Annotated in this window: 29 protein-coding genes and 1 pseudogene; 12 read left to right on the top strand and 18 right to left on the bottom strand. The window is 34.9% G+C overall.

What is annotated here, in order from left to right; genetic code table 11:
• Position 1 precedes the first annotated feature (1 nt).
• From ACVWXS_RS17365 to ACVWXS_RS17375, 3 genes are all read right to left on the bottom strand, one after another.
• Positions 2-505 (bottom strand): immunity 22 family protein, encoded by a 504-nt coding sequence (locus ACVWXS_RS17365; protein WP_456959350.1) that lies wholly within the window; start codon positions 503-505, stop codon positions 2-4.
• Positions 506-842: 337 nt separating this feature from the next.
• Positions 843-1631 (bottom strand): class I SAM-dependent methyltransferase, encoded by a 789-nt coding sequence (locus ACVWXS_RS17370; RefSeq protein ID WP_456959351.1) that lies wholly within the window; start codon positions 1629-1631, stop codon positions 843-845.
• Positions 1619-2050 carry a BrxA/BrxB family bacilliredoxin gene (locus ACVWXS_RS17375; protein ID WP_375200788.1) on the bottom strand — a complete coding sequence of 144 codons (432 nt, stop codon included), beginning with the start codon at positions 2048-2050 and terminating at the stop codon, positions 1619-1621. The genes ACVWXS_RS17370 and ACVWXS_RS17375 overlap by 13 nt, the downstream gene beginning before the upstream one ends.
• A 316-nt stretch (positions 2051-2366) precedes the next feature.
• Here ACVWXS_RS17375 and ACVWXS_RS17380 point away from each other — a divergent pair, with 316 nt between their 5' ends.
• On the top strand, positions 2367-3074 hold the full coding sequence (locus ACVWXS_RS17380) for an Ltp family lipoprotein (protein ID WP_456959353.1): 708 nt from the start codon (positions 2367-2369) through the stop codon (positions 3072-3074).
• Between the two features lie 156 nt (positions 3075-3230).
• On the opposite strand, the gene ACVWXS_RS17385 is transcribed toward ACVWXS_RS17380, so the two are convergent.
• The 5 genes and pseudogenes from ACVWXS_RS17385 to ACVWXS_RS17405 form a co-directional block, all read right to left on the bottom strand.
• Positions 3231-3575 carry a DDE-type integrase/transposase/recombinase gene (locus tag ACVWXS_RS17385; RefSeq protein WP_456959354.1) on the bottom strand — a complete coding sequence of 115 codons (345 nt, stop codon included), beginning with the start codon at positions 3573-3575 and terminating at the stop codon, positions 3231-3233.
• 21 nt (positions 3576-3596) lie between these two features.
• Positions 3597-3764: an IS3 family transposase gene (locus tag ACVWXS_RS17390; protein ID WP_456959356.1), complete on the bottom strand. Its 168-nt coding sequence runs from the start codon at positions 3762-3764 to the stop codon at positions 3597-3599.
• A gap of 147 nt (positions 3765-3911) precedes the next feature.
• Positions 3912-4031 (bottom strand): annotated as a pseudogene (locus tag ACVWXS_RS17395) (IS6 family transposase); the annotation flags it as partial.
• Between the two features lie 16 nt (positions 4032-4047).
• Positions 4048-5349, bottom strand: coding sequence for an MFS transporter (locus ACVWXS_RS17400; RefSeq protein WP_456959358.1), 1302 nt, complete (start codon positions 5347-5349; stop codon positions 4048-4050).
• Between the two features lie 752 nt (positions 5350-6101).
• Positions 6102-6989 (bottom strand): peptidase MA family metallohydrolase, encoded by an 888-nt coding sequence (locus tag ACVWXS_RS17405; RefSeq protein ID WP_456959360.1) that lies wholly within the window; start codon positions 6987-6989, stop codon positions 6102-6104.
• 471 nt (positions 6990-7460) lie between these two features.
• Between ACVWXS_RS17405 and ACVWXS_RS17410 the strand changes: the two genes are divergently transcribed.
• The 5 genes from ACVWXS_RS17410 (at position 7461) to ACVWXS_RS17430 (ending at position 11246) form a co-directional block, all read left to right on the top strand.
• Entirely contained in the window at positions 7461-7664 is a 204-nt protein-coding gene (locus tag ACVWXS_RS17410) for a translation initiation factor 2 (RefSeq protein ID WP_456959362.1), read from the top strand.
• A 1348-nt stretch (positions 7665-9012) separates the two neighbouring features.
• On the top strand, positions 9013-9630 hold the full coding sequence (locus tag ACVWXS_RS17415) for a hypothetical protein (protein ID WP_456959364.1): 618 nt from the start codon (positions 9013-9015) through the stop codon (positions 9628-9630).
• Positions 9631-9758: 128 nt separating this feature from the next.
• Positions 9759-9944, top strand: coding sequence for a hypothetical protein (locus tag ACVWXS_RS17420; RefSeq protein ID WP_456959366.1), 186 nt, complete (start codon positions 9759-9761; stop codon positions 9942-9944).
• 268 nt (positions 9945-10212) lie between these two features.
• The gene (locus ACVWXS_RS17425) at positions 10213-10602 is read left to right on the top strand and encodes a spore coat protein (RefSeq protein WP_456959368.1); all 390 of its coding nucleotides are present in this window, start codon (positions 10213-10215) and stop codon (positions 10600-10602) included.
• A gap of 359 nt (positions 10603-10961) precedes the next feature.
• Positions 10962-11246, top strand: a complete 285-nt coding sequence (locus ACVWXS_RS17430) for a hypothetical protein (RefSeq protein ID WP_456959369.1) — start codon at positions 10962-10964, stop codon at positions 11244-11246.
• Between the two features lie 46 nt (positions 11247-11292).
• Here ACVWXS_RS17430 and ACVWXS_RS17435 read toward each other — a convergent pair whose 3' ends face one another.
• From ACVWXS_RS17435 to ACVWXS_RS17450, 4 genes are all read right to left on the bottom strand, one after another.
• Positions 11293-11790: an N-acetyltransferase family protein gene (locus ACVWXS_RS17435; RefSeq protein WP_456959371.1), complete on the bottom strand. Its 498-nt coding sequence runs from the start codon at positions 11788-11790 to the stop codon at positions 11293-11295.
• A 259-nt stretch (positions 11791-12049) separates the two neighbouring features.
• Positions 12050-12628, bottom strand: a complete 579-nt coding sequence (locus tag ACVWXS_RS17440; RefSeq protein WP_456959372.1) for a peptidase MA family metallohydrolase — start codon at positions 12626-12628, stop codon at positions 12050-12052.
• Between the two features lie 691 nt (positions 12629-13319).
• Positions 13320-13496 carry a hypothetical protein gene (locus ACVWXS_RS17445; RefSeq protein WP_456959373.1) on the bottom strand — a complete coding sequence of 59 codons (177 nt, stop codon included), beginning with the start codon at positions 13494-13496 and terminating at the stop codon, positions 13320-13322.
• 67 nt (positions 13497-13563) lie between these two features.
• Positions 13564-14301 carry an alpha/beta fold hydrolase gene (locus ACVWXS_RS17450; RefSeq protein WP_456959390.1) on the bottom strand — a complete coding sequence of 246 codons (738 nt, stop codon included), beginning with the start codon at positions 14299-14301 and terminating at the stop codon, positions 13564-13566.
• 180 nt (positions 14302-14481) lie between these two features.
• On the opposite strand from ACVWXS_RS17450, the gene ACVWXS_RS17455 reads away from it, so the two are divergent.
• Both ACVWXS_RS17455 and ACVWXS_RS17460 read left to right on the top strand, forming a co-directional pair.
• Positions 14482-15699 carry a helix-turn-helix domain-containing protein gene (locus ACVWXS_RS17455; RefSeq protein WP_456959374.1) on the top strand — a complete coding sequence of 406 codons (1218 nt, stop codon included), beginning with the start codon at positions 14482-14484 and terminating at the stop codon, positions 15697-15699.
• Between the two features lie 168 nt (positions 15700-15867).
• Positions 15868-16206 carry a hypothetical protein gene (locus tag ACVWXS_RS17460; RefSeq protein WP_456959375.1) on the top strand — a complete coding sequence of 113 codons (339 nt, stop codon included), beginning with the start codon at positions 15868-15870 and terminating at the stop codon, positions 16204-16206.
• A 378-nt stretch (positions 16207-16584) separates the two neighbouring features.
• On the opposite strand, the gene ACVWXS_RS17465 is transcribed toward ACVWXS_RS17460, so the two are convergent.
• Complete coding sequence (locus ACVWXS_RS17465; protein ID WP_456959392.1) at positions 16585-17013, bottom strand: hypothetical protein; 429 nt, start codon at positions 17011-17013, stop codon at positions 16585-16587.
• A gap of 149 nt (positions 17014-17162) precedes the next feature.
• On the opposite strand from ACVWXS_RS17465, the gene ACVWXS_RS17470 reads away from it, so the two are divergent.
• Positions 17163-17351 carry a hypothetical protein gene (locus tag ACVWXS_RS17470; RefSeq protein WP_456959377.1) on the top strand — a complete coding sequence of 63 codons (189 nt, stop codon included), beginning with the start codon at positions 17163-17165 and terminating at the stop codon, positions 17349-17351.
• A 41-nt stretch (positions 17352-17392) separates the two neighbouring features.
• On the opposite strand, the gene ACVWXS_RS17475 is transcribed toward ACVWXS_RS17470, so the two are convergent.
• Together ACVWXS_RS17475 and ACVWXS_RS17480 are read right to left on the bottom strand one after the other, a co-directional pair.
• Positions 17393-17575: a hypothetical protein gene (locus ACVWXS_RS17475; protein WP_456959394.1), complete on the bottom strand. Its 183-nt coding sequence runs from the start codon at positions 17573-17575 to the stop codon at positions 17393-17395.
• 495 nt (positions 17576-18070) lie between these two features.
• On the bottom strand, positions 18071-18676 hold the full coding sequence (locus ACVWXS_RS17480; protein ID WP_456959379.1) for a TetR/AcrR family transcriptional regulator: 606 nt from the start codon (positions 18674-18676) through the stop codon (positions 18071-18073).
• A 121-nt stretch (positions 18677-18797) separates the two neighbouring features.
• Between ACVWXS_RS17480 and ACVWXS_RS17485 the strand changes: the two genes are divergently transcribed.
• The 3 genes from ACVWXS_RS17485 (at position 18798) to ACVWXS_RS17495 (ending at position 22002) form a co-directional block, all read left to right on the top strand.
• Positions 18798-20003, top strand: coding sequence for a serine hydrolase domain-containing protein (locus tag ACVWXS_RS17485; protein ID WP_456959380.1), 1206 nt, complete (start codon positions 18798-18800; stop codon positions 20001-20003).
• Between the two features lie 110 nt (positions 20004-20113).
• Positions 20114-20518, top strand: a complete 405-nt coding sequence (locus ACVWXS_RS17490) for a VOC family protein (RefSeq protein WP_456959381.1) — start codon at positions 20114-20116, stop codon at positions 20516-20518.
• A gap of 326 nt (positions 20519-20844) precedes the next feature.
• Positions 20845-22002, top strand: coding sequence for a Ger(x)C family spore germination protein (locus ACVWXS_RS17495; protein ID WP_456959382.1), 1158 nt, complete (start codon positions 20845-20847; stop codon positions 22000-22002).
• Positions 22003-22093: 91 nt separating this feature from the next.
• Here the strand turns inward: ACVWXS_RS17495 and ACVWXS_RS17500 are convergent, their stop codons facing one another.
• The 3 genes from ACVWXS_RS17500 to ACVWXS_RS17510 all read right to left on the bottom strand — a co-directional run bounded on the left by ACVWXS_RS17500 (position 22094) and on the right by ACVWXS_RS17510 (position 23824).
• A complete protein-coding gene (locus tag ACVWXS_RS17500) occupies positions 22094-22390 on the bottom strand; it encodes a YfzA family protein (protein ID WP_456959383.1) in 297 nt (98 codons plus the stop codon).
• Positions 22391-22650: 260 nt separating this feature from the next.
• Positions 22651-23367, bottom strand: coding sequence for an MBL fold metallo-hydrolase (locus ACVWXS_RS17505; RefSeq protein WP_456959384.1), 717 nt, complete (start codon positions 23365-23367; stop codon positions 22651-22653).
• Positions 23368-23497: 130 nt separating this feature from the next.
• A complete protein-coding gene (locus ACVWXS_RS17510; protein ID WP_456959385.1) occupies positions 23498-23824 on the bottom strand; it encodes a hypothetical protein in 327 nt (108 codons plus the stop codon).
• Between the last annotated feature and the right edge of the window lie 314 nt (positions 23825-24138).

Consider the following 24138-nt stretch of genomic DNA (forward strand, 5'->3'; position numbering starts at 1 on the left):
GCTATCCCCTTTCATCATCGAAATCAATCTTACCAATAAAATCAATCTGGCATGTATCATGATTGACAGTTGAAATCTGCCCATCATAATCAACACCATACATTAAAATAATCGTATTGTATGGTGTCGATAATTCATTTCCTACCATTGAAATAAATCTTTCTTTAAATTGCTCGGAATAAGAGAAATCATCATTGATTAATTGATGAAGATTAATAGAAGATGACTCATAACAAACGGCCTCACAAAAATCCTCATCAAAGGTTAAGCCAAAATCATATTCAAATTGATTGTAAAACTCATCATAAAGCTCTCTAAATTCAACTTCACAAGCGCGGTGTTGATTTTGCGGTAAGAAAAGCTGCTCTAGCTTTTTGGAGAACTCTTCATCTGTCTCGTCCTCACGCTGGTACACCGTGGCAAGATAGTGATCAAGCTGTTCATCATTTTTAAAATGGCCAACCCAAATCGATACATACCCGCTATTTTCTTCGTAGTAAATCATTGCATCACTTCCTTACCTAAATATGTATATTAATCTCCTACTGCACAACATGAAGGTATTTAATGTAAAACTACCTCTTTTTAAGGAAATAGTAACATTCCAAATAAATAACAACCCATTACTGTTTTATATTACCATATTTTCAATTATACCTCGGCAAAATTGCGTCCGGAATCGGCTTTGTGCTTAGGCCAACAGATGTTTTTGTGCGAAAGCGTAGCGATGCAAAAGGGTTTTATCTGCGCGAAAGCGAAGCGGCAGCGGTAACAACGCAAAGTTAAATTTTTGATAAAAAATAGAGGCAAGTCCAAAATGAACAAGCCTCTTAAGAATATTTCTACACATTCAGAACACCATAATGGAACTTCGCGGTTGTTCTTTCAAATTGTTGAAAATGATATTTGGCAAACCATTCTGAGCGAAAATGAGCCTTTAACACAACCCGTTTTCTCGCTACTCGCTTCGCCTCACTTACCCAATCATCCGTTAATGTCACATGTTCCCCAGCTAAGCGTAATGCCTCAAAATTATTCGCTTCTTCAATAACCTCTTCAAACATCGGATCCATATACACGACATCAAAAGCATTGTCTGGTAAAGTCTTCAAATAGCTAATTGCTTCAGCATGCACCACTTCAATTTGACGCATACATGCAGTTAACGGGAGCTCAGTCGTATCATAGGATTGCATCCCCTGCTTAACAATAAATGCCACATTAGGATTCGCTTCCAACCCAACAACTCTACCCGCTTCGCCAACTGTATAGGCCGCCAACATAGCATCCGCAGCAAGTCCCAGCGTACAATCAAGCACCGAATCCCCTATTTCAAGCTGTGCCGCTTCTAAAAACGGCTCCGCTTCTCCACGAGCTACACGCTTTAAGCGAAAAGCTGCTGAATTCGGGTGAAAGAAAAACGGCTCATTCGCGCAAAAAGCGTAATATTCAAAACGATTTTTCCCCGCAACGATCACATGCGCATGCGATTCCTGAGAAATCTTCCGAACAGAACGCTTTTTCCTTGGTTCAAACGAAGCATCTAATTGTTGACATGCAAAAGCAGCGAGCGCCAACGATAAATCGTCTGGTCTGCCCGCTGTCGTAACAATGGTTTTTACTTTTCGCATGTTTGCTCTAAAACACCTGTTAAATGTGTAACAATCTGCTCTACAGGGAATCCTTCAATTTGCTCGCGCGGAATGAAGTAAGCCAATTCCCCATCCTTTAAAATCGCCATCGACGGTGAGCTTGGTGGTACATCCTCAAAAAAGCCACGCATCGCAACAGTCGCCTCAGGATCCTGGCCCGCAAAAACCGTCACAAGATGATCCGGCTTCACCGCCGCCACAGCCTCACGAGCTGCCGGACGCGCCAACCCAGCCGCACAACCACAAACCGAGTTAATCACAACCAACGAAGTCCCCTTCGCCTCCGCCATAAATTCATTCACCGCATCAGCCGTTGTCAGCTCCGTAAAGCCAGCCTCCACTAACTCCTCACGCATCGGCTTCACTACCTGTTTCATATATTCATCGTAAGCGTTCATGCTATTACCCTCTTTCATATGTATTCGCAAAGCTTATTATAGCAAGGTTTCTCACGAATGTACAAAGACTTGCCTTTTCCCCGATTTCATGGGTTTTCGTGGGGAATGTGACTTTTTCGTGATTTTGGTGACTTTTTTGTGTAACGGAGGGTCATTTGGTTGATGCTCGTTACACACCTAAAAAATGGCTTTTAATCCGTATTAAGAATTTAGCAGTTGCTAATTCAACAGATACTAATTACATTTTTCTGATTTTTTATATGTACATTTACCCATTATTTCCTATATAGTTATATTGAAGGAGGAGAGTTTATATATGGATAATTTATTTATGATTTTATTGTTAGTTAGCATGTTGGCTTTACCTGTTTTTGTTATTATGTCTATTATTTCGTTTGTAAAGAAGGATGGATTGAAAGGTAAAAAAATGCTGAAATTTAGCGGTATTTCTTTTGCTGCTATAATTGTTACAGCTATAGGTGTTGGAGCTACTACTGATCCTATAGAAACATCAAACAAGGATAAAGAAAAAGTAGAAACTGTAGCCAAAGTTGAAGAGAAAGTTGAAGAAACACCCGAAGAAAAGGCTGCACGTGAAACTAAAGAAACTGAGGAAAAAGCATTAGCAGAACAGAAAGCAAAAGAAGAAACTGAGGCGAAAGCGAAAGCTGATGCAGAAGCCAAAGCTAAAGCAGAAGCTAAGGCGAAAGAAGAAAGCGTTCCAAGAGAATATAAATCGGCGTTAAAAAAAGCAGAAGCCTACGCGAAAACAATGCACATGTCAAAGGCGGGTATTTATGACCAGTTGACTTCTGAATATGGAGAGAACTTCCCTGCGGAAGCAGCTAAGTATGCTACAGATAACATTGTATTTGATTGGAAAGAAAATGCATTGAAAAAAGCACAATCATACGCAGAAACTATGAGCATGTCAGATGCAGCTATTTATGACCAATTAGTTTCAGAATACGGAGAAAAATTTACTCCAGAAGAAGCTCAATACGCGATTGATAATTTAAAATAAGTAATACCTCTAAAGATGGTGGAAGGCACACCAAAGGTCACTCAAATGTAGTGAACCCCCAAAATTAGACTTTAACCAGAATGGTTTCCCCATTCTGGTTCTTCTTTTATGCAGCCAATCTTTCACGATAGGTGACTGGAATACATCCAAATTGCTTTATTGTTTCATCTGATATGCCCATCCCTGATCTGAGTGAAATGTTCGAGGATAAGGGCAATCTGATGTTCGTTTAATTGCTTCTAGTTGAGCATCATGAATTACTTGTGCGTTTGGTCGTTCAGATAGATGATAGGGAATTATTTCACCGTTAAACATATCTAGAAATGCGTCTAAATAAGCCTTCTCAATTGTTACTTTTCCATCTTCTCCAGTAACGAAATACTTGAATTCAGAGGTATCCGTTGTCAATTTTTGATGTGGGATGGATTTATAGACACTGCGGTGAATACGGTTCTTCTCACGCTTCCGACAGTGCCTTTGTGATTTTCTAGTAAACTTCACGCTTTGTAGACCAAGTTTCCGCTAAATACGCTGAATTTTTTTATGATTCACAACGATTCCATGGTTACGCAATTCATCATCTATTCTGCAATAACCGTAATTACCATGGTTCTCTTCAAAAATTTCACTAATAACACGCTCAATTTCTTCATTAGGATTTTCTCTATCAAATCGTTTTTGCCAATACATATAAGTCGCTTGGTTTGATTGACAATGAAGAGACGTCTTTTCGATTTTGGAGAGATTCCATTTATACCATGCTTTCTATATGCAGAAGCCCAAGAAGAACCTTGCCCCCTTCCCGTTTTGGAATGCTTCTTGTTCTTCATACTTACTTTGCTCATTTTTCAACTGTTCAATTGATACCGGATAATCCTTATTCTTATCGACTGTTATGCCACTAGGCTTAGAAACATAAATAGACCGCAAAGCCTTTTTAAAGAAACGCTTTGCGGCCTATTTATCCCTTGTTTTAAGATTTTTGGACTAGAACCTCTTCTGCTAGAACCCCTTCTTTTCCTACCTCCCCCTCTTTTTCTAACATTTCTCCTTTTGAATCGTTTTCAAAAGTATCGTACATTTTCTCTTTAATGAATAATGCAGGAATTAACCCCATGAATGCATAAGAAATACCTAACACAGCTAGTCCAAATCCAATTGATTGTGTAGTAGCGATAATTCCAATAAGGATAGGAGCTAAAGCTGCACCTATTCTTCCCGTATTATAAGCCGCACCTACAGCAGTTCCTCTAATATGAGTCGGGAAGCTTTCACTTAAATAAGTAGCATTTACTCCATACGGCGCTCCATATACGAAACCTAGAACAGTCATTAAAATAATGATGTTTCCTGGTGATTGATAAAAATATATGACTGGTAGCATGACCGCTGTAGATAATCCTGCAATCACGAAAACCCCACGACGACCAATTACATTGGCAACCCAGCCAGCAAGTGCTTTACCAAGAATCGATGCTGTATATGTTCCAATTAAATATCCTGTCATTTCTTTGAAATTAAAGCCTAATTCTTTAACTATATACGTCGGTAACCATGTACCTACTCCGTAATATCCGAATTGCAATAGAGAAGAAGTTACTATCCAAAATAGAAAGATTGTAAAAACTTTCTTATCCCTAAACAACGCAAGCCATTCATTTGATTTCTTAACTTTAGATGTCTTAGCTTGTTTTTTAGCCAATTTCCAGCCAGTAGGTTCGGGTACTTTTACTCGAATATAGATCGCCACAACAACCGGGAAGATTGAAATTAAGAATAATGGTCTCCAACCATATTCAGGTAGAATCGCGCCCGCTAATAAAACAGCGACTAAATATCCTAATGAATAGGAAGAACCTAATACGCCCATAATAGTTGCTCTATTTTTAACTTTTACATATTCAGCCATTAACATTGTGGCTAATGAATATTCAGCCCCCATACCAATTGCTGATATGAAACGAACAATAATAAATTGTTCATATGTTTGTACAAAAGCTAAGAGAGCGGTTCCAACTGAGAATAATATCATCATATAGGTCATCATTTTAACGCGGCCAAAGCGGTCAGATAACCAACCTCCTAAGATTCCACCAAGTGCCATCCCTAATAGAGAGAACGTACTGATCCAACCAGCAGCCTTGGTATCTAAGACGAATTCGTCAATTAGGCTCGGCATCACCAATGACAACATTTGGATATCCATACCATCAACTGTTAAACCTATAAAACTAGCTACAAATACAATTTTCCATAGATTTGAGTTCTTTTCCATAACATATCTCCTTCCGCACCCCTAGATTGTTTTGAAAGAATTATCTACAAGCAAAATGAAGATACTGCATAGATTGTTTTGGAAAAAAAGTATAATAGTATTGTTTTCTAGTTTAGAATGTCAAGTAGAGGTAATATACATAGAGCGGAAGATTCTTATGAAGATTGAACATCTCCTACTTGTTTAATCGCGAATACTAGTTTTTAATTTATTTGGAAACTAACGACACCAAAACAATTTATACGGTATTTATTACCTCCCTTTAAATAATTATACATTTTACTGAATTATTTAACAATTCTAAATGTTAAGTTTCATTAGAGCGAATAGCAACCAGGAGAGTATTGCAACAGTTGATCAATTTGGTCATATTAGAGCCATTAAAGAAATCGTAGTTACTATAACTGCTCACATCGAAAATACTAATTTAACCGCTTATTTTATTGTTATTGTTAAAGTAGGTGCTGCAGAGGGTAACTTTATTTTCGTTTCAGCTTTAAATTTGCTCCGCTTCAGTTTCTTTTTTATGGTACGTTCCATTCGATTCATTCTCTACCAAACTCTGGACCTATCGGCTACTAGAACATGCCGGCCTTCTTTGGTATCTAATGTTCCAGAGATACTTCTCACCCGTAATCTAATCGTTGCAGTTTTCAAAGCATAATAAAAAGCCTTACCGTGCTAGTGATAAGGCTCGTCTACTGAGGTCAAATAGTTAATTAGGTTGTTCTTTTTCTCACGTACATTCCGAACTATTCTTTTGTAAAATACTTTGGATCAATTTGATCAATAAGTGAAGAAGATAAATAAGAATAATTCATCATTTTTATTTTCTCTTTATTTGTTGGTTCTTGACTATTTTTTATAAAACCTATCCAATCATTTTCTATCTCACTAATACTTTTCCCGTATACTTCCTCTATTTTTTCACCTATATTCTTTTCGTTGTATATCTTTTCAAACTTTTCTAACCCATAAGTGTCAATTAAATATTTAATAAATGAAGCTGAATGAATATAGCTCATCCACATAAGGGTGTCCCCTGTTTGGCTTGTAAGGTCTGGTCGAAAATAGGAATCGTCTTGATTTGGATCTATTAAATTGCGAATAGGTATTAATTTATTTGTATCGATAAAAGACTTCATAAACTGATGGGAATATGAGTTTATTTTCCCATACTTTTCTTCCATATAAGTAGCAAAACCCTCTGGCGTAAAATAGCCGTAGCCACTGCTTTTTTCAAAATTGTTACCATAACCGAGTAAAGAATGTGTCAGTTCATGAACAAGTGGATAACGGTCTTCTCTAATACCATATAGTAGGATTTTCGATCTCAGACCCCATGATATTTCATTTCCTTCATTGAGATATACATTTATTCTCTCAGATGGAACATAATCAGTATGAATTGAATCTTGAATATCATCATAGGCAGTAAGGATTTCGTCTTTTATTGATTCTACTTTTTCTTGAGGAACCTTAATATTATTAACAATCTCAAAGGTTATTTTTCCATCCGGTGTAACCACAATATTTTCATTATTTTTTTCTTCTTCTTTTTCTTTAGGAACAACTGTATCCTGAGTACAAGCAGTTAATAAGAATACTAATATAAGAAAGAAGCCTCTAAACTTTTTCATTTTTACCCCCAGAAAAAATAGTATTTTCCAATTTATACGGAATTAAAATTCGAAAGTTTCGTTTTTTAAAAATATTATAAAAATAAAATGTAACAAAAAGTTAATCAAACAAATAAAAAGTAGGGGTTGGTTTGTATACCAATTACCCTCGTTCATTGCTCCCCCCCATTTCTTCCATATTGTTCAGTAACCACTCGGCCCGTTGTGTAAATTACTTAACTACAGTCAACTTAAACTCATCTACAGTCAACTTCTGTTGAATATCTGATGCTATCTCAGTTCAATTACAATGGAATAAATCCCTAATTTCTCTACATGATTGCCTCGTATGAATAAATTTTTCTTTTCATTTTTTCAACGTGAAGCATATGATACAATATCGGACTTATTCTGAAGGAGGGATGGAACATAAATAACAGTAATGGTAATTCGAGTCAATCCAATGATTCTCTTGAGATTTATGCAGCCAAGTTGGCCTATGTCGGCGCAGCTATTTCTACATTAGGAGATGGAATTTCAACAATAGCTGCTGGTCTTGCATTAGATGCGTTAAGAAATTCCAATACCCAAAATTCTCAAAATGATGCAAAACAATCCTTGCAGAAAGATAATATGCAAAAACAGATTGATCATCTTATTTACGAATTAAAGCAAATAAAAAAAATAATCAAATAATGTACATACAATATTTCTAGATTTTTTCGTCGTTTAAAAGTAAAAAAAGGCGTGTTTTTCTTGGAAAACAACTTAACTGGCATACAAGAAATAATTACTGATGCTCTAAGTTTCATTAATGCAGCTTTTTGACAACTTCAAATTAAAAAGTTTTTAGGCATTTAACGTTTCTAGTTAAAATATGAATTCTTAGCCAATCGGAATTATCCAATTGGCTTTTTACAGTTTTTATTACTACAAAAAAACGTACTGTGTTCAAATGAAATGACAAAATGAATCTTTTTTAACTCTCTTTCGTAAATACATTAATAACAATTTCTATGGAGGTTCCTAATGAAAGATTTAATAAAAGGGGTTTTAGCAGTAATTTTAGCCTTGGCTTTATGGGATGGAATTAAATACATATGGAATCTTCTTGTTTAAATTTCGGTTGTCTATTTATTTTAATAAATGATATCTGAGGCATGCCATATCCCATTGGCGAGAGTTTAAATATTTTAATTGAACGCAATTTTTTTGGATATAAAACTAGCAAGCGCATCATACTGATTTTGATTAACGCTAACCAACCATTTTCAGCCTGCTTGACGTCAATGTCTAATGAATTTGTTGACATTTACCTATTTTTGTTTTATATTTACAATATCCATGTGCTGTTTAACAGGTAACTGTTAGGCAGCTTTTTTGTTTAATTCAAGAATATGCCGCGCTTAATCACTGTACCAATTGCTATGATGGTTAACCCACATATCGCACAAAACAAAACTTCTAATATTTCCGATCTTGTCCAACCTCTGCCATATAAAGATCATTCAATTAACCACTCCACCATCTGAACCGCCACTTGCCCTCTAAAACCAAGCATCCTTACATTTAGCACCTCCAACTGTTGAAGGCTATTAATAACCTCCCCCACTTCCTTGTAGTTAATTTTCTAACTAGCCTGTAGTGCTTCTAAACTACAAATAATGTCATAGGCCTTCCAATGGCTACATAGTAATCTTACATAGCCTCCATTCCGTACATCATGGTAGCCGTTGCCACTTGTCCGTCTGTGCATGAATGTTGGCATTTCAATTGGGTTTGATTCTTTTTCGTACTTAGAAATACGGCTACGATGTAATTTGTCTGTTAATTGTTGTTGTGTGAAATTTGCTTTTACTCATAAAGCGTATCAATTATGCGTCCGAAATCTACTTTGTAAATGAATGGCCTTTACCTTCTCTCTTTATAGCGATCTTTATTATTCAGTTTTGTAACTCTCAGCCAATTGGGTTGTCGTTAATACACGACGATTGTCATGGACGATACAAATGTGGAATTTTTACAAATAAAGGAGTTGTAATGAATGTCTTCAAAAAAGATATCTGTCGGTCTTACACAATTTACAGACTTTACTTTCAAGGGTGTTACTGGTAAAACCTCTATGGTAAGACAAATAAAATATCAAAATGAATACAATCCTGCTTTCGATTACTGGAAACCATTACGAGATGGTATCCGAAAATTTCATGAGAAAGAATTTAGTAACGATTACCTGCTTTCTCTTGTTGAAAAGGTTTCTCAAGCTAAACAAAATAATTACCTTGAAACAGTCAAAGCACATTTAAAATTTATTAAAAATAAAGAAATTGAATGGTTTGAACCTGGCAAATCCAATTGGAATAGCGAATATATAACCGTTCGTTCTTCACCAGAACTCGGATTAAAGATTAACGGAGTTCCGCATTTAATCAAGTTATATTTCAAAGGGAAGGACGAACGAATTGATAAAAACAAATGTCGCTCATCTTTGACACTATTAAATCAATCTGAGTTCACCATTGAACATGCTCCTGATGTAAAACCTGCAATATTAAACGTCCAAAAAGGTAAACTAATTTCAGATAACCCCTCCACTGAAGATCACCTAATTGCTCTTGAATCTGAAGCAGCACAATTCATGGTCATCTGGAATAAAATTTGATCAAGTTCTAAACCTATCACCTTTTTTTGATTTGATTAGATGGTCAGCTGATTTACCACCTACTAAAAAATACAACTCAAATTAATATAAACAATGTAGGTCATGCTTTACATCGAGAAAGCGAGTGCATGCCTGTACGCGGTACTTTGAGCAAAGGAAAAATTCATTGCTCATGCAGAATGTTTCGTTACGAGCAGTACCACTCTATTCATATAGCTAAACATAAAGCTAAATTAAAAGCGATGGAGCAGGAAATAGACGATTATGTCTATTTCCTCTTTTTTTCATATTGTTTAGCAAATGTTCCAGCATAATATAGTTGTTTAAAAAGGGTGAACCTTAAATTATCAGGGCTTTATAGTCCAATTTTAAACAACATTATTAATATCTATTTCGAGGATTATCTTCTTACGATCAAAACTAAACAACTTCCATGTATTCAACATTTGCTTCTTTAGCAGTCATGCTGGAACAACTACTATGAATGTTTATTTTAATTATTTTTCACTCTACCTTCCTTATTGTCCAAACAATTGTATTCAATATGAATAACTTATTTATAGGAGAGGAGGTGAATATAAAATGGCAACATTTGAAATAGGCTCGAGAAGTCTTTTCAATTTTCGAAACGAACGCTTTTTCCTATTAGTTGAAGATGAAATTACAATTCCAGATGAAGGTGTGGAGATTGATCCAGTTAATATCTATGAGATTGACCAACAAACTTTCAATTTTATCAGAGATGAAGGAGATACACCTGTGATTCGTCCAGTTAATACTCTTCCAACTGTACCACCTGGGTTTGAATTAGAACGAAAATGTATTTTTACAGTTGATAATGCATACTATGTCATCTATGATTTAGAAAATGGAACTGACACCAATGTTCTCTTAAGGATCGGTGCAGCTTTATTTAACTCCATGAGAAATTCTGGTGTTCGTGAATGTATTCCTCAAGATTTCATTAATTAAATGTTATTGCCCTTTTAAATGTAAGGGTCCAAACAAGCGACCAATTTTATTGGCTGCTTGTTTTTTATTTTGAAGGTATTTATGCATGTTTAACACTTCAAAATGAAACGACTTAATTATTACTAGACAGCAAATCAATTATCTTTAACTTTAATTACACCCACTAATTCTCGTGGGCCTGTAATAACTTGTCTAACTATCATCTTCCACATAAATTCCCCTCCTTTTTAGGGTTCATTAGATTGTAAATGCTCCTATTTTATTGTGTACCTAAGTAAAGTAATCAAAACCATGAAATTTTGTCAGATTATTTTTTCAAGCATACTATACATCAATAAAAGGATCGATTGGAGGCAATTATGATTAGCAACAAGAAAATTGCATCGACCAATATTGTGCTGACAATTTTACTTATTCTTGGTATCACCTACAATTATTTTTACAATCAATCACCCATTCAAATTGAACGCTTAGGGAATTTAGGGATTTGGCTAGCATTCTCTTTATCAATAATCAATATAGTACTGAGTTTAAAGCTACTAAAAAATAAAACGGGCAAATTTAGTACCTATGTCGCTTTTATGATTGCTGTGGTTATTTTAACCATTGCTTTGATTACATTATTTCGTTGGAGCTCTCCATAAAAACCAAACAACTCCAATTGCTAAAAAGCTATTGGAGTTGTTCACTCTAAAGAAATAAAACCATATAATCCTCATCAAAATATTGTTGACCTATTTTCATTGCCCTCTTCTCCGTTCCAAAAACCTCAAACCCTAAAGAAAAATATAGCCTTTTTGCTGAAGCATTCGTTGACACAACGGTTAAATTAAGCTGCTCAACACCCTTTAACTCCCTCGCCTTGTTAATTGCTTCAATCATTAAATGTTTGCCAACGCCAAGTCCACGCATTCTTGGAGAAACATAAACAGCAAAGATGCTTGCCTTATGCTTTAACTTAAGCTTACTTTCCTGAACTAACGTCGTAACGCCCACTAATTCTTCATGATCAAATACCCCGAACGTAAAGGTACCCTGTGATTCAAACCGGTTGGCAAACAGCTCAATCTGATCATTCTTTTCCTCCTCAAAGCTAGAACCAAATGCTTCAGGATTATTTTGTAATCCTTCTAATCTTAAATTCCGATATGCCTCAGCATCTGCCACAGTTAAAAGTTTACTATTCATCCGTTGCCCTCCTACGATACTTTTCATTTTTATCGACAATTACCAATGGTATTTTATCCCGCATTAACGGGCAGTAGGACTCCCACTTCAAAATTCAGCCAATAAGTTAGGTGCGAGTCTTACAACCCGTAAAAGCCCGATTGATGAAGACTATAATCATTGGGGATGAAAAACCACACTGATTACAGTTTCTCTTTATGTACTGTCATAAAGGGAATTCTCCAAATTGGAGGGTTCGTGAACCATTAATTCCATATAATTATTCCTTTGAAAAATATTTTGGATCAATTTGAATAATAATAGAATTAACTCTGTAAAAATATCCTATTTTAGATTTTTCTTCATATGTTAGCCCGGTTTGATTATTAATAAAAACTAACCAATCATTTTCTAGCTCACCCACACTTTTTCCATATACGTCCTCTATTTTTTTGACCAAGTCCTTTTCGTTGTATATCTGTTCAAACTTTTCTAATCCATAGGTATCAATTAAATATTTAATAAAAGAAGCTGAATGCGTATAGCTCATCCATCTAAGGGTGTTCAGCTGTTCTGGATTTGTAAGGTTTGGGCGAAAATAAGAGTCGTCTTGATTCGGATCGATCAACTTGCTAATTGGAATTAATTTGTTTGAATCCATAAAATACTTCATAAACTGATGGGAACTTGTCTTCGTTTTCCCATACATTTCTTCCATATAATCAGCAAAACCCTCTTGCGTAAAATAGCCACTGCTTGTATCAAAATTGTTGCCATAACCAAGTATGGAATGTGTTAGTTCATGGACAAGTGGATATTGATTTTCCTTAATGTCAAATAGTTCGATTTTCGATTTCAACCCCAACGAAACATCATTTCCTTCATTGAGATATACCTTGATTCTCTCGGATGGAACATATGCAGTATGAATTGAATTCTGAATATCATCATAGGCATGAAGGAGTTCATCTTTTATTGATTCTACTTTTTCTTGCGGAACCTTTATTGTATTAATAATCTCAAAGGTTATTTTCCCATCCGCTGTAACAACAATGTTTTCATCATTCTACTCATCTTGTAATTTTTCTTTAGGAACAACTGTATCCTGCGTACACGCTGTTAATAACAGAATAATTATAAGAAAGAAACCTCTAAACTTTAACATATTACCTCCAGAAAAATCAGTATTTTCTAATTAATACGAATGTAATATCCAAAAGTTTCATTTTTTAGTATTAAAAGATAAATATTGTGTAACAAAATCATATAAAAGCATGGGTTGGTATGTCTAAAATTTTTACGTTACTTCTAATGTTTTTTTGGAAACCGATTTTCGTTGTATTTGGCCCGACGCGCAATGCGGTATTTAATCAAATGTTCCTGACACATTACAATACTATTTTTCAAATTCAGCAAACAACAACTGTTTCTGCTTACGACAGTTATTCATACATAAAAAACGGCTTTTAATCGCAATGATTATAAGCCGTTTCATTTTTTAATCTACTTCTTTTAAATTTTTTTCAATGTCACTTAGTCGATTGTTCATTTCATCTATACGTTTCTGTAATAGGATAGCATTTTTCTTCAATTTCAAACATTTCATCTTTTCGCTTTTCATGCTTTTTAAAAAAGTAATAAAATTTTATGATAATAACAAATGGTAATATATAGAGTGAGATTACTAAGAGGAAACCAACGATATTACTAAAAATAAGGCTGGTCATTTTCATTCCTCTTACTACTGTGTTTATTAACGAAATTCACTATCCTCTAAGTGCTTCTTGTCAACTTTTACTTACTTAAAATATCTCTTAATATACCAATAACAACGTCTGGTTTATCAATATGTATCGCATGCCCAGCATCTTCAACGATAATGTGTTGCTTAATAGTTGACAAGTTTGCAAGCTCTCCCTGAAATTTCATCCAAATAGCCATAGATTCTTTTGTGTGAAAAGGCTGTAGACCGCCTGTAACGACAATCAATGGAATATTTCCAAAAGATTTATTTCGTACTTGCTCTAAACTTTCTTCCACTTCATGAAGAGATCCTTCCAAAGTAAATTGATTATAATACGCTTCCTGAACTTCTTTTGTAAATAAAGGAGGCAGTATTTTATTTTGATCCTCATGAGATGAATCTAAAAGAACTACTCCTGCGACTTCCTCTGGATATGTACTTGCAAATAATCTTATATTTAATCCTCCTAATGAATGGCCCACTAATACATAAGGAGGCTTTACCTCAGCTTTTTTTAGTAATATACGTAAGTTCTCGACACTTTGTCTACTATGTCGTGGTCTATCATCCATACCACTTTTTCCGATTCCTGCTCTGTCATAAATAAACATTCTTGAGAACTTTGACACTTCATCCTTAATCGAATGCCAGTTTTCTAAAGTAACTCCATACCCTGAATCAAAAACTAAAGTTGGACCTTCGTGATGCTCCCCTAACAATTCATAGTATAATTCAATGCCACCTATATTTAATTTTTTTCCTGCTTCATTTTCAATTAATTCACTCATATGTAATCCCTCAACTTCCTTTTTGATCTTATAAAAACTCACTTCTATCCTACTTTTGTAATTTCCAAGGCAAAGAAGTTCAATTAAATTGAACTTAATCGTAACATGTAATAATTGTCTTTTCAAGCTGAAGTTTAATATAATTGAACTTGCAAATTGAATTTCAAGGGATGTTAGAACATGAATGAGTTAGGACAACGAATCAAAAAATTAAGAGTAGAAAAAGGTATGACACTTGTAGAACTAGCAGGTGATAAAATGTCAAAAGGAATGTTGAGTATGATTGAAAACGGGCGCGCAAACCCTTCGATGGACAGTTTAAAATTTATAGCGTGCCAGTTAGGCTGTGACCCTCAATATTTATTAGGAAACCCTACTCCTGATGAGCTAAAAAATTTGTTTAATAAAATAGAGGAAGCGTTTGAAAAAAATAATGATGAACAAATAATTAGTTTGACTCAAGACATTTTTGACCGTCAGTTTCCCATTTCATTGGAATCTGCTAGGATATTAGAAATTGCAGGAAGGACAGTTATGAAGTCAGATCAAAACAATGGAGAAATGTTGATAAATCGGGCAGTAACAATCTATGATCGGTTATCTCTTTATAGTCACAGTTTGGCAGCTAAAGTATACGCAGTAGAATACCATGCGAAAAATGGTGAGTATCATAATGCCCTGAAAATGTTACGGAATGTAAGAAAAGAGTATGATGAAAAAGCAACAATGATTGATATGCTCGTTGAATTAGAGGCGAATTACGTTGAAATGGTCTTACTTTTCGGGATAGGTGAATATATAGCTGGGAAGGATAAGCTTCATCAATTAATTACAATGTCTAAGAAGAAAATGGTCCATTATAAGATGGATAATATTTTCCGGATTGCAGCGTTCCAAGCCCTTCTTCATAACAACGAAAAAGATTATGCTTATTTTATAAAGAAGTCAGAACAGTTTGCGGTTTTTAGCGAAAATGATAAGTCCTTGGCTTTCACTTTGTTACTTCAAGCTCATTATTACAATCAAATACCAAAAGATTATGATCTAGCTCTTTGTTATTTAGATAAATTTGCTACGGTATTAAAAGGGAATATTGGAAGTGATTTTTACTTTCTTGAAAAAGGAAAAGCTTTATTAGGAAAAGGACAGCTAACTGAAGCCTTAGAAGCATTTGAGAAATTTAAGATGCCAAGCTCCAATTGTTACCCGCTTGAACTATGTATTCTTTACACTGCTTATTCTTATAGAGCCATCTGTCTTATGCAACTAGGAAAAGCAGAGGAAGCACTTTTTTATGCGCAGAAAGCAGCTAGCAAAATAGATTCCCTACCCCAAACGCATTACCAAGATTTTATTAAAAATACCTTAGAGTTAGTAAATAAGAACTTTTTAAAATAAAAACGGTAAAGTGCTTGTTTGTTCTTTTTAGAATATTCCAGAACAAAAATTCTTAACTCATAGAAAGAGACCTGGTAATCACTATTATGTGTGAAATCTGGGCTTTAGTTCTATCAGTTACAGCCTTGGACATAACTAAGGAAGGTAACTATACGAGGAGGATAAATAGTGAAGCGATTATTAATTTCATTGCTTACGATAGCTTTTCTAATTGGTATAGGATACCTTTATTATACTAATTTAGATAAAAACTATTTTTTTCTAAATGATATGTATGATTTCCCTGTTCCTAAAAGTGCTGAATTAGAAAGCGAAAATGAAGTTGGTAAACACTATATTTGGTCAAAGGCTAGTGGCGATAATGGTATTCCATTGAGTTATAGATTGCTGATTAAGAAAAATGGTTGGCGAGAGATTGGGCGTGAAGGAGAGATTGTAAAGTATACAAAAGGAAAGTTCACGATTTATTTACATTCCTCAACGGATTACATTGGTATTATGAAATAGAACTGTATTAGTTGTATTAATCAACATTTAAAAAGCCGAAAAATGAGCCACAGATTTTTTTCCATCTGTAGCTCTGGTTTCTATCATTAAAAGTTTTAAGTATCAAATAATGTACCGCTCAGTGCTACTAAATGGCTTTGCTTTGATCATTATTGCACCTATCATTATTTCTTTTACAGTGATTGCGATAGCCTTTATTGTTGCATGGGTATTTGTGGCCAGCAAAGGAACTAGAAAAACGAATCGAGGAAATTGAAAGAAGTAAGTCATCATATTAAAAATACAAACAGAGGTATTACGATGGACATTTTACTGCCGATGCTATTGTGAAGTGTAAAATAAAAGACCTCTAATTCGAGGTCCAATAATTATTTGAGATCAGCTTAATTTTTCACCAGTAAGTATTTCAAATAGTTCTCCTGACTTCTTCTTGTCTAATTGACTATACTTACTTTGAGCATCTATTACGAGTTCCACCTTATCTTTATTCGGACTTATCCAAAGTTCATATAACACCACTTTTGCTTCTATTTCTGGATTATTAAATTGAAAATAAAATATGTAATCTGCAGGACGTGCCATATCTACTTTTGCATTTTTCCAATCAATATCATCTAGTATCTTTTGCACCTTTTTAACTTGCTCATGATCAGTGATTTCTTTGAAGTCTTCATAATTATTTTCATCACCAATACGCATTTGAACTTCTATCATTTGCTCTTCATTTCTTACATCTGAACAACCTGCTATAAAAACCAAGATTATTCCCATAAAAGTAATTAAATATTTCAAGTTGTATATGGACATCTCCTCCCCATAAATCACCTTTTAAAACACCTAAGTAAAAAATTACCACAACCTAAAGATTGTGGGCTCATCACCAAAAGTTGTGGGTGACATTTGTTAAGACGTATGCCTTGTATATAAGTTGATTGGAGTGAAGACTGGGCGACTCCTTGGGGATCAGCGTCACAAATGAGACCCTGGAGCGAGCAACGCGAGTGAAGCGGCTCATCGGACGCCCCCAGGAAGCTCTGCTCTGCGCGAAAGCGAAGCGTCAGCGGCAAATGTTTTATCTGTGCGAAAGCGAAGCGTCAGCAACAAAGTGCCCAGTCGGAACGGAAATCAACCACACGTTATGGTGATGATCCAGATTGTGGTAATAAATTTTATGCGATTTACTTTATTATTTATTACTTCTTGAGGAAGTGTTTTCGTTGCATTGTTTTTCTTTACTTGAATTGTTCTTTTGCTCTTTTGTCATATCATTTTCTTCACGTACATCTAAATCATCTGGGCTTAAATCTGATCCAAGTTCTACTTGATCTAGTTCAAGGTTATTACGCTTTTCTTTAGTCAAAATTATCACCTCCGATTTATAAATTATCCATTTTGGTGTCATTTATACACGTTATTTCCTCGGTAATAAGCTATTCTGCTATTATTTGAGATGGTCCTCACTCATGTGACTTCTATGAAGAGCACAGGTCAATTGTCTCTTAATAACGCTTCCTTCCATTCAACTATTTTTCTAGATCAATTATGCCTCGGCATAATTGCGTCCGGAATCGGCTTTTTGCTTAGGCCTGCACGATGCAGGTCAGTTAGCCGTTATCGCATGGATGCGATGATTTTAGGCTAACATCCTTTAAGAACTCCTTTTCGATTCCGTGACATCCGCCGGAGGCTTTAGGCCAACACGACGTTGGTCACTCAGGCGTTTTCACAGGATGTGAAGCTCTTAGCCTGAGTTCCTCTATTTCAGCGGATGTTTGGATACACGCTGAAAAGTAACTTAAACCTACATTCATTTCACCATCTATAGAGGTGGGAGACTTCTGTAGCTGACGCTTTGCTTTCGCTACTAAAAACATTTGCTGAAAGAAGTTAAATCATTTGATAAACATTCAATCATTTTTTTTATGGTCTTTAAAAACATTTGTTCCCCAATCTCTTGTCGATGTAAAGGTAAAAGCATCATTATTCGAAAAAGGCCAATTAAAATTTCAGGATCTTCTTCTGTAACCCCTTTTTCTTGAAGAAATTTAACAAACTGTAATGAACTCTCTAAATCCTCCCTGGCATGGTCATCGATAAGTTCTTTCGGGAGTCTCTTAACTATTCGCTCGTACTCTCCTCTTTGATATAGACTTTGGAAAAATTCATTTTCCTCAATAGCTTTAAAGGAGATGTCAAAGAATCTCATTAAAAGTTCCTTTGGTGGTAAAGATTCACTCATTACCTCAGTAATGATGGTATTTTTTATTTCTTCTTCCCTTCGTAACACCGCGTAAAATAATTCTTCTTTTGTTGGATAATATGAATAAAAAGAACCTTTTGCAATTCCGCAAGCATTTACAATGTCATCAATACTTGTTTTCGAAAATCCGTACTGAATAAATAATTCTTTACTCTTGCTGAGAAGTGTTTCATGTATTTGCTTTCTCTGTTCAGCTGAAATTCTTGCCATTCTAACGCACCTCTTTATTTGACTATTTGTTGTTTTTTAGTCATTTATCTGTTAAGTTAATTTTATTAAATTTATTCTTTTTTGTAAAGATATGGATATTATATCAGAAGGAGAAAACAATATGAGAATAAAAAATAGTATTCCCATTCATGGTTTTGTGGCACCGGGTTTTGAATTAGTGAAGGACGAGTTTATTAAGAATTTTACAGACCGAGGAGAACTTGGAGCTGCCTTTTCTGTGTATATTAATAACGAACCTGTCGTTGATTTATGGGGCGGATATCGAGATCGAAAAACTTCTGCACAATGGGAGAAAGACACATTAGTTCAAGTGTTTTCAGCTACAAAAGGGTTTGCTGCATTAGCTTTAAGTCTAGCTCATTCAAAAGGTTACATTAACTATGATGAGACCGTGTGTACATATTGGCCAGAATTCACTCAGAATGGCAAAGAGAAAATTACAGTTAGACAGCTTCTTGCACATCAAGCTGGTTTATCCACTCTCGATGAACTTAAAATTGAAAATATAGAAGACCTAGATACTTCACGTCTATCACCTTCCCTTGCTGCACGAAAACCAGATTGGGAAGTCGGAAAATTTCATGGGTATCACGCATGGACTATAGGAACTTTAATTTCTGAACTTATTAAAAGAACGGATCCAAAAAAACGTACTTTAAAAGATTTTTTTAACGAAGAAATAGCTGAACCGCTCAATGCTGAATTTTATATTGGTTTGCCCGCAGAAATCTCAAAAGATAGAATGACAACGATTGAAGGAATAAATCATCCTATTCAATTACTTAAGGGGCTAACTAAATTGCCACCCAAAATGTTACTTGGATTTTTAAATGCTAAGTCACTAGTAGCTCGAAGTTTAGTTGACCCTAAAAAGTTTGTTGCGAATGATAATTTTAATCATCGTCCTATACTATCTATTGAATTTCCTTCAGGTAATGGCGTTGGACAAGTAAAAGCGATGGCAAAAATTTATGGTGCATTTGCAAGTGGAGCGAAAATACTGGGATTAAATTCTTCCACTACGAATGAATTAAGAAAGAGCGCTACTCCCCCAACAGAAGGTTTTTATGACCATGTAAATTGTATAAACATCGCTTACTCTTTAGGGTTTTGGAAACACTTTTCAGATATGCCATTTGGTCGAAGTGAGAGCTCTTTTGGACATCCTGGAGCTGGAGGCTCATTCTGCTTTGCTGATCCAGATGAGGGGTTAGGTTATGCTTACGCAATGAATAAGCATGGCTTTGGTATGGCTAATGAACCAAGAGAACTGGCTCTAAGGAATGCATTATACAGTTGTCTTTAAGGATAGATAAGAATATGATGGAATTCGTATGCCACTTTATTGCTATCTTAGCCTAATCGATATGCATTTTGATTAGCGTAAAATTTTTTAAAAAAGGGAGATCTAAATTTATGGTTGGAAAATATGTGCATCACATATGTATACAAACTAATACATATGCTGAGTCTGTAAATTTTTATACGGAAGTATTAGGATTTGAACTTGTACAAGAGTCACCAAATTTCCATGATAGACATTTTAACACTTGGTTAAAGCTCGGAACCTTTTATATTGAACTCCAAACGGGAAAATATAATGAAGAACTTGAGGTATGCAATTCAAATGGTCAAGGCATTGTACATTTCTGTTTATGGGTTGACAATCTTAGTGATGAGGTAGATCGACTGAAGGATATGAATGTGAATTTTATCTACAAAAAAGGTGACATTATTTATAAGGTTGAAAATGGTCAGCTATGTAAGTTAAAAGCACCCGAAGGAACCATAATAGAAATTCGCGATAATAAAGGAATTTAAAGTTTAGACTACTAATCAGCGGGGGTTTTCTTCATCCCCTCTGATTATTCATAAAAATCTCTACGCTACTGTTGATTTCCGTTCCAAGCTACTCGCCCACTGGGAGCGAGTAGCTTGGAACGGAAATTACCTTTATTAGAGTGCCACAACATTCACCAAAAATCCCTTGACCATTTTTCGAACACTAGGGATTGAGTCCTGATCTTTTATTTCATAGTTTTCCACTACTTATAATCCTCTCATTTTTTGTCTAAGCTTAAACTGTATCAAACAAACCACTTTGCTCCTCCTAATAACATAAGAATTGCTAAAAGTAGGGATCAAACATGAAGAAAAAAATTGCATTAATAGTAAGTTTATCAGTTGTACTATTGCTTTCTGGATGTTGGGATGTCTCTGAACCTCAAAGAATGTACTATGTTGACGGTATTGGTATCGATTTTAAAGATGGTCAATATGAAATATATATGCAAATCATCAACTTTGCTAATGTTGCTAAATCTGAAACGCCTGCTCCTCAAACTGCACAGGCAGAGATTGGGTTTGCTAAAGGAAAAACAATGGAAGAAGCCTTTTTCAAATTGTATCGTTCGATCGACCAAAAAGTTTTTTGGGGACATATGACCTACCTTCTTTTCTCTGAGGATGCTTTGAAAAGTGAAAATGCGATTTCCGTTATTGACAGTTTTCTGCGTCATCGGGAAACAAGATATCAAATATTGACTTATTGTACACAAGACCCTATTAAAGATATTCTTCTAGTGACACCATTATTAAATAAATCAATCACAGCTTCAAAATTAAGTAATCCATTGCATACAAAAGAGTTAGAAACATTTGTAGAGCCCGTTGATTTACGCAACCTCGTTATCAAATTAAACGAACCGAGTCATGAAGTGAATATTCCATTCGTGACAATTAATAAAAACTGGGAAAATACAAACGAACCAACAGAGGAAACTGCCTTAACGGGTTTTGGCGTATTTTCTAAGGATGGTTTTAAAGGCTTCGTTAAGAATGAGGCTGCTAAAGGGGCCCAATGGATGCATGATAAAAAAGCTCGAGGAGACGTAACCTTTAAATTAGACAGTAAAGAAAGAGATTACTTAACAGTTGATTTAGAAAAATTAAGTACAGACGTTAAACCAATTGTAAAAAACGGTGATGTAAAATTTGAAGTAGATGTAAAATTTAATGCAATCATCAATGGTTTTAAAGGAAAAATAACCACTGATGAAATAAGAAAAGGCATTGTTGCGGCAGTTAAAAAAGATATAAAAACAACATATGAAGAGGGTTTAAAATTAGATGCTGATATTTACCGCTTATCGGAGCATCTATATCGAAAAGACGTAAAGACGTGGAAAAAATTAGAGAAAGATGGCAAGATTCCATTGTCAGCAGATTCGCTTAGTAAATTAAACGTTACCGTCAATAAAGTGAATCCGGGTCGAAAATCATTTGACGAAACAATTAAAGAATAGCTATTACAATAACATCCCTCAACTATTTTGACGATTTGAGGGATGTTCGCTATTTCTTCACTTTTTTCGGTATTCGCAACGTCTGATCGTTTTATTCTCTAGAAAAGATATCTTTTACGGCACCTATTAGTGCACTTGGAAGTAGTGTAATGGCAAAGAATGCGGTGAAAAGATTAAATTGGGGTGTGTTATATGGAGTAAACCATTCCACAAAAAGTTCTGAATTAGAAATTCTCCCGAATAAGGTTCCTTCGTTAAATTTTCTGAACAGTGGCCATGAATACGTTTCACAAAGGAAAAAGAATAATAGCAACGCGAGAAATGCTCCCAAAGTTTTCATCCAATTTCGATTTCGAATAGGACGATCTTTTTTTATTGTATCTGCCATTATGGCTAACTCCCCTTCTAATTTAATTGAATACTACAAAACCCTTAAATACATATTGTATATATACTATATAAACAATATAGACTGTAATATAAAGCTTATCAATACCTAAATTTATAAAATTTGGATATAGACATACTAAAAAAACCAAGTTCAACGTTAATTGAAACTTGGTCATATATGCTTTTGCCTTATCTCATTGAATTAAATGATTAATGCATCAAAAATAAAAACTGTTCCCCCATCGTTATTACCAGTAACTAAAATTCATTCGTCACAACATTAAATCCTAACATTTCCGCTTCTTGACGCTCAAAACCTTCATCTAAATGCATACACCAAAATTTCGAACGTAATTCATGACGAACTAATTCACTAAGCTTTCGTAATGACAAGTGAACATTGCCATCATAATCTGCTTTACAAGTATCTACATATACATAATCATATAGCTTACTCGATTCAGGATTTAGTAAAGATGATTTTAGACTATTCGTATCTCCGGTGTAATAAATATGCTTGTTATCAATATTTATTTCAATTGAATAAGAAGGGATCTCTTCAACATGACTAGATTTCTCGAATAGCACTTTACAGAAATTAAGTGTGTATTGTGTATCTGCATGTAATTTTTTTGTTAAGCAATGAATATCAGGGATGATGCCATTGATGGCCAATAGTTCATTAATTTTCACATCATCGACGTAATAAACAGTCACTTTCGGTATTGCAAATTCTCCATGACAATAATAGCTATAAAAAATTAAATCAGCTAGGCTCCCTACATGGTCTGCATGCGTATGAGTTACCAATACATGGATGTGCTCGATCCCTTTTAGAATACTATTTTCCTTAATGCGGTGAAAAATATTGCTTCCACAATCAATTAGCAACATTTGATTCCCTACTTTATAATAAGCTGAATTGTTCCCTAATTTCGTATTAAATGCACTTCCTGAGCCGATAAATTTCAACATCAAGTAATCTCTCCATTTCTGTATACAACTACTTCTTTGCATTAATGCAATTTTATTGGTATAACGCTTGCAAATTTTCTTCTGTAGGCTCGTTACTTGCTTGCGATGATTCTTCTTGGATGTCCTCAACTTAAATATTTAACTTTTCTTTTATTTCATGAACAATGACATTGATATCAACTTTTTCTGTGTCTATATACTCTCTAAAATCATATTTATTGTAGGCTTCCAAGCATTTATCAGTTTGTTGAAAACACCAGTTACCTTCTTCCTCTCCACGTAGTCTTAACCTTTCGTAAATTGTCTCTTTACTTGCACTCAAACAAAAATGATAGGTTTGTTCATCAATACTTTTGAATCCGTTGTGAATGAAATGAAAGTATTCTATTTTCCGAATAGTCATTGGCACGATTAGATTAATCTTATAGTTAGAAATTAAACGTCTCGCTACATCCATGGTTAATTCTTTCCATAATTCTTGGATCTACGTCAAGATTATAGACACACTCAAGTTAATTTTTTGTTTGTTGCGCAACGTCCATTTTTGGAGTGTTCCACATCCCGAGTAGCCCGTCAAAGTGAAAAGAGCCTTTGACCGCCTACTCGGGATGTAGAGCGGAAAATACATGGAAGTTGCGCTCGAAATTGTGGTGGGGTAGATTTCTTTGTACCCCTATTTACGCTGCTGCTCGGCACATTTTCTCATACGCATCGGGTGTGAAATAATCAATGCTACCGTGGATTCGCTTGCGATTGTACCAGCCTTCGATG

The organism is Lysinibacillus sp. TE18511, assembly GCF_054062295.1.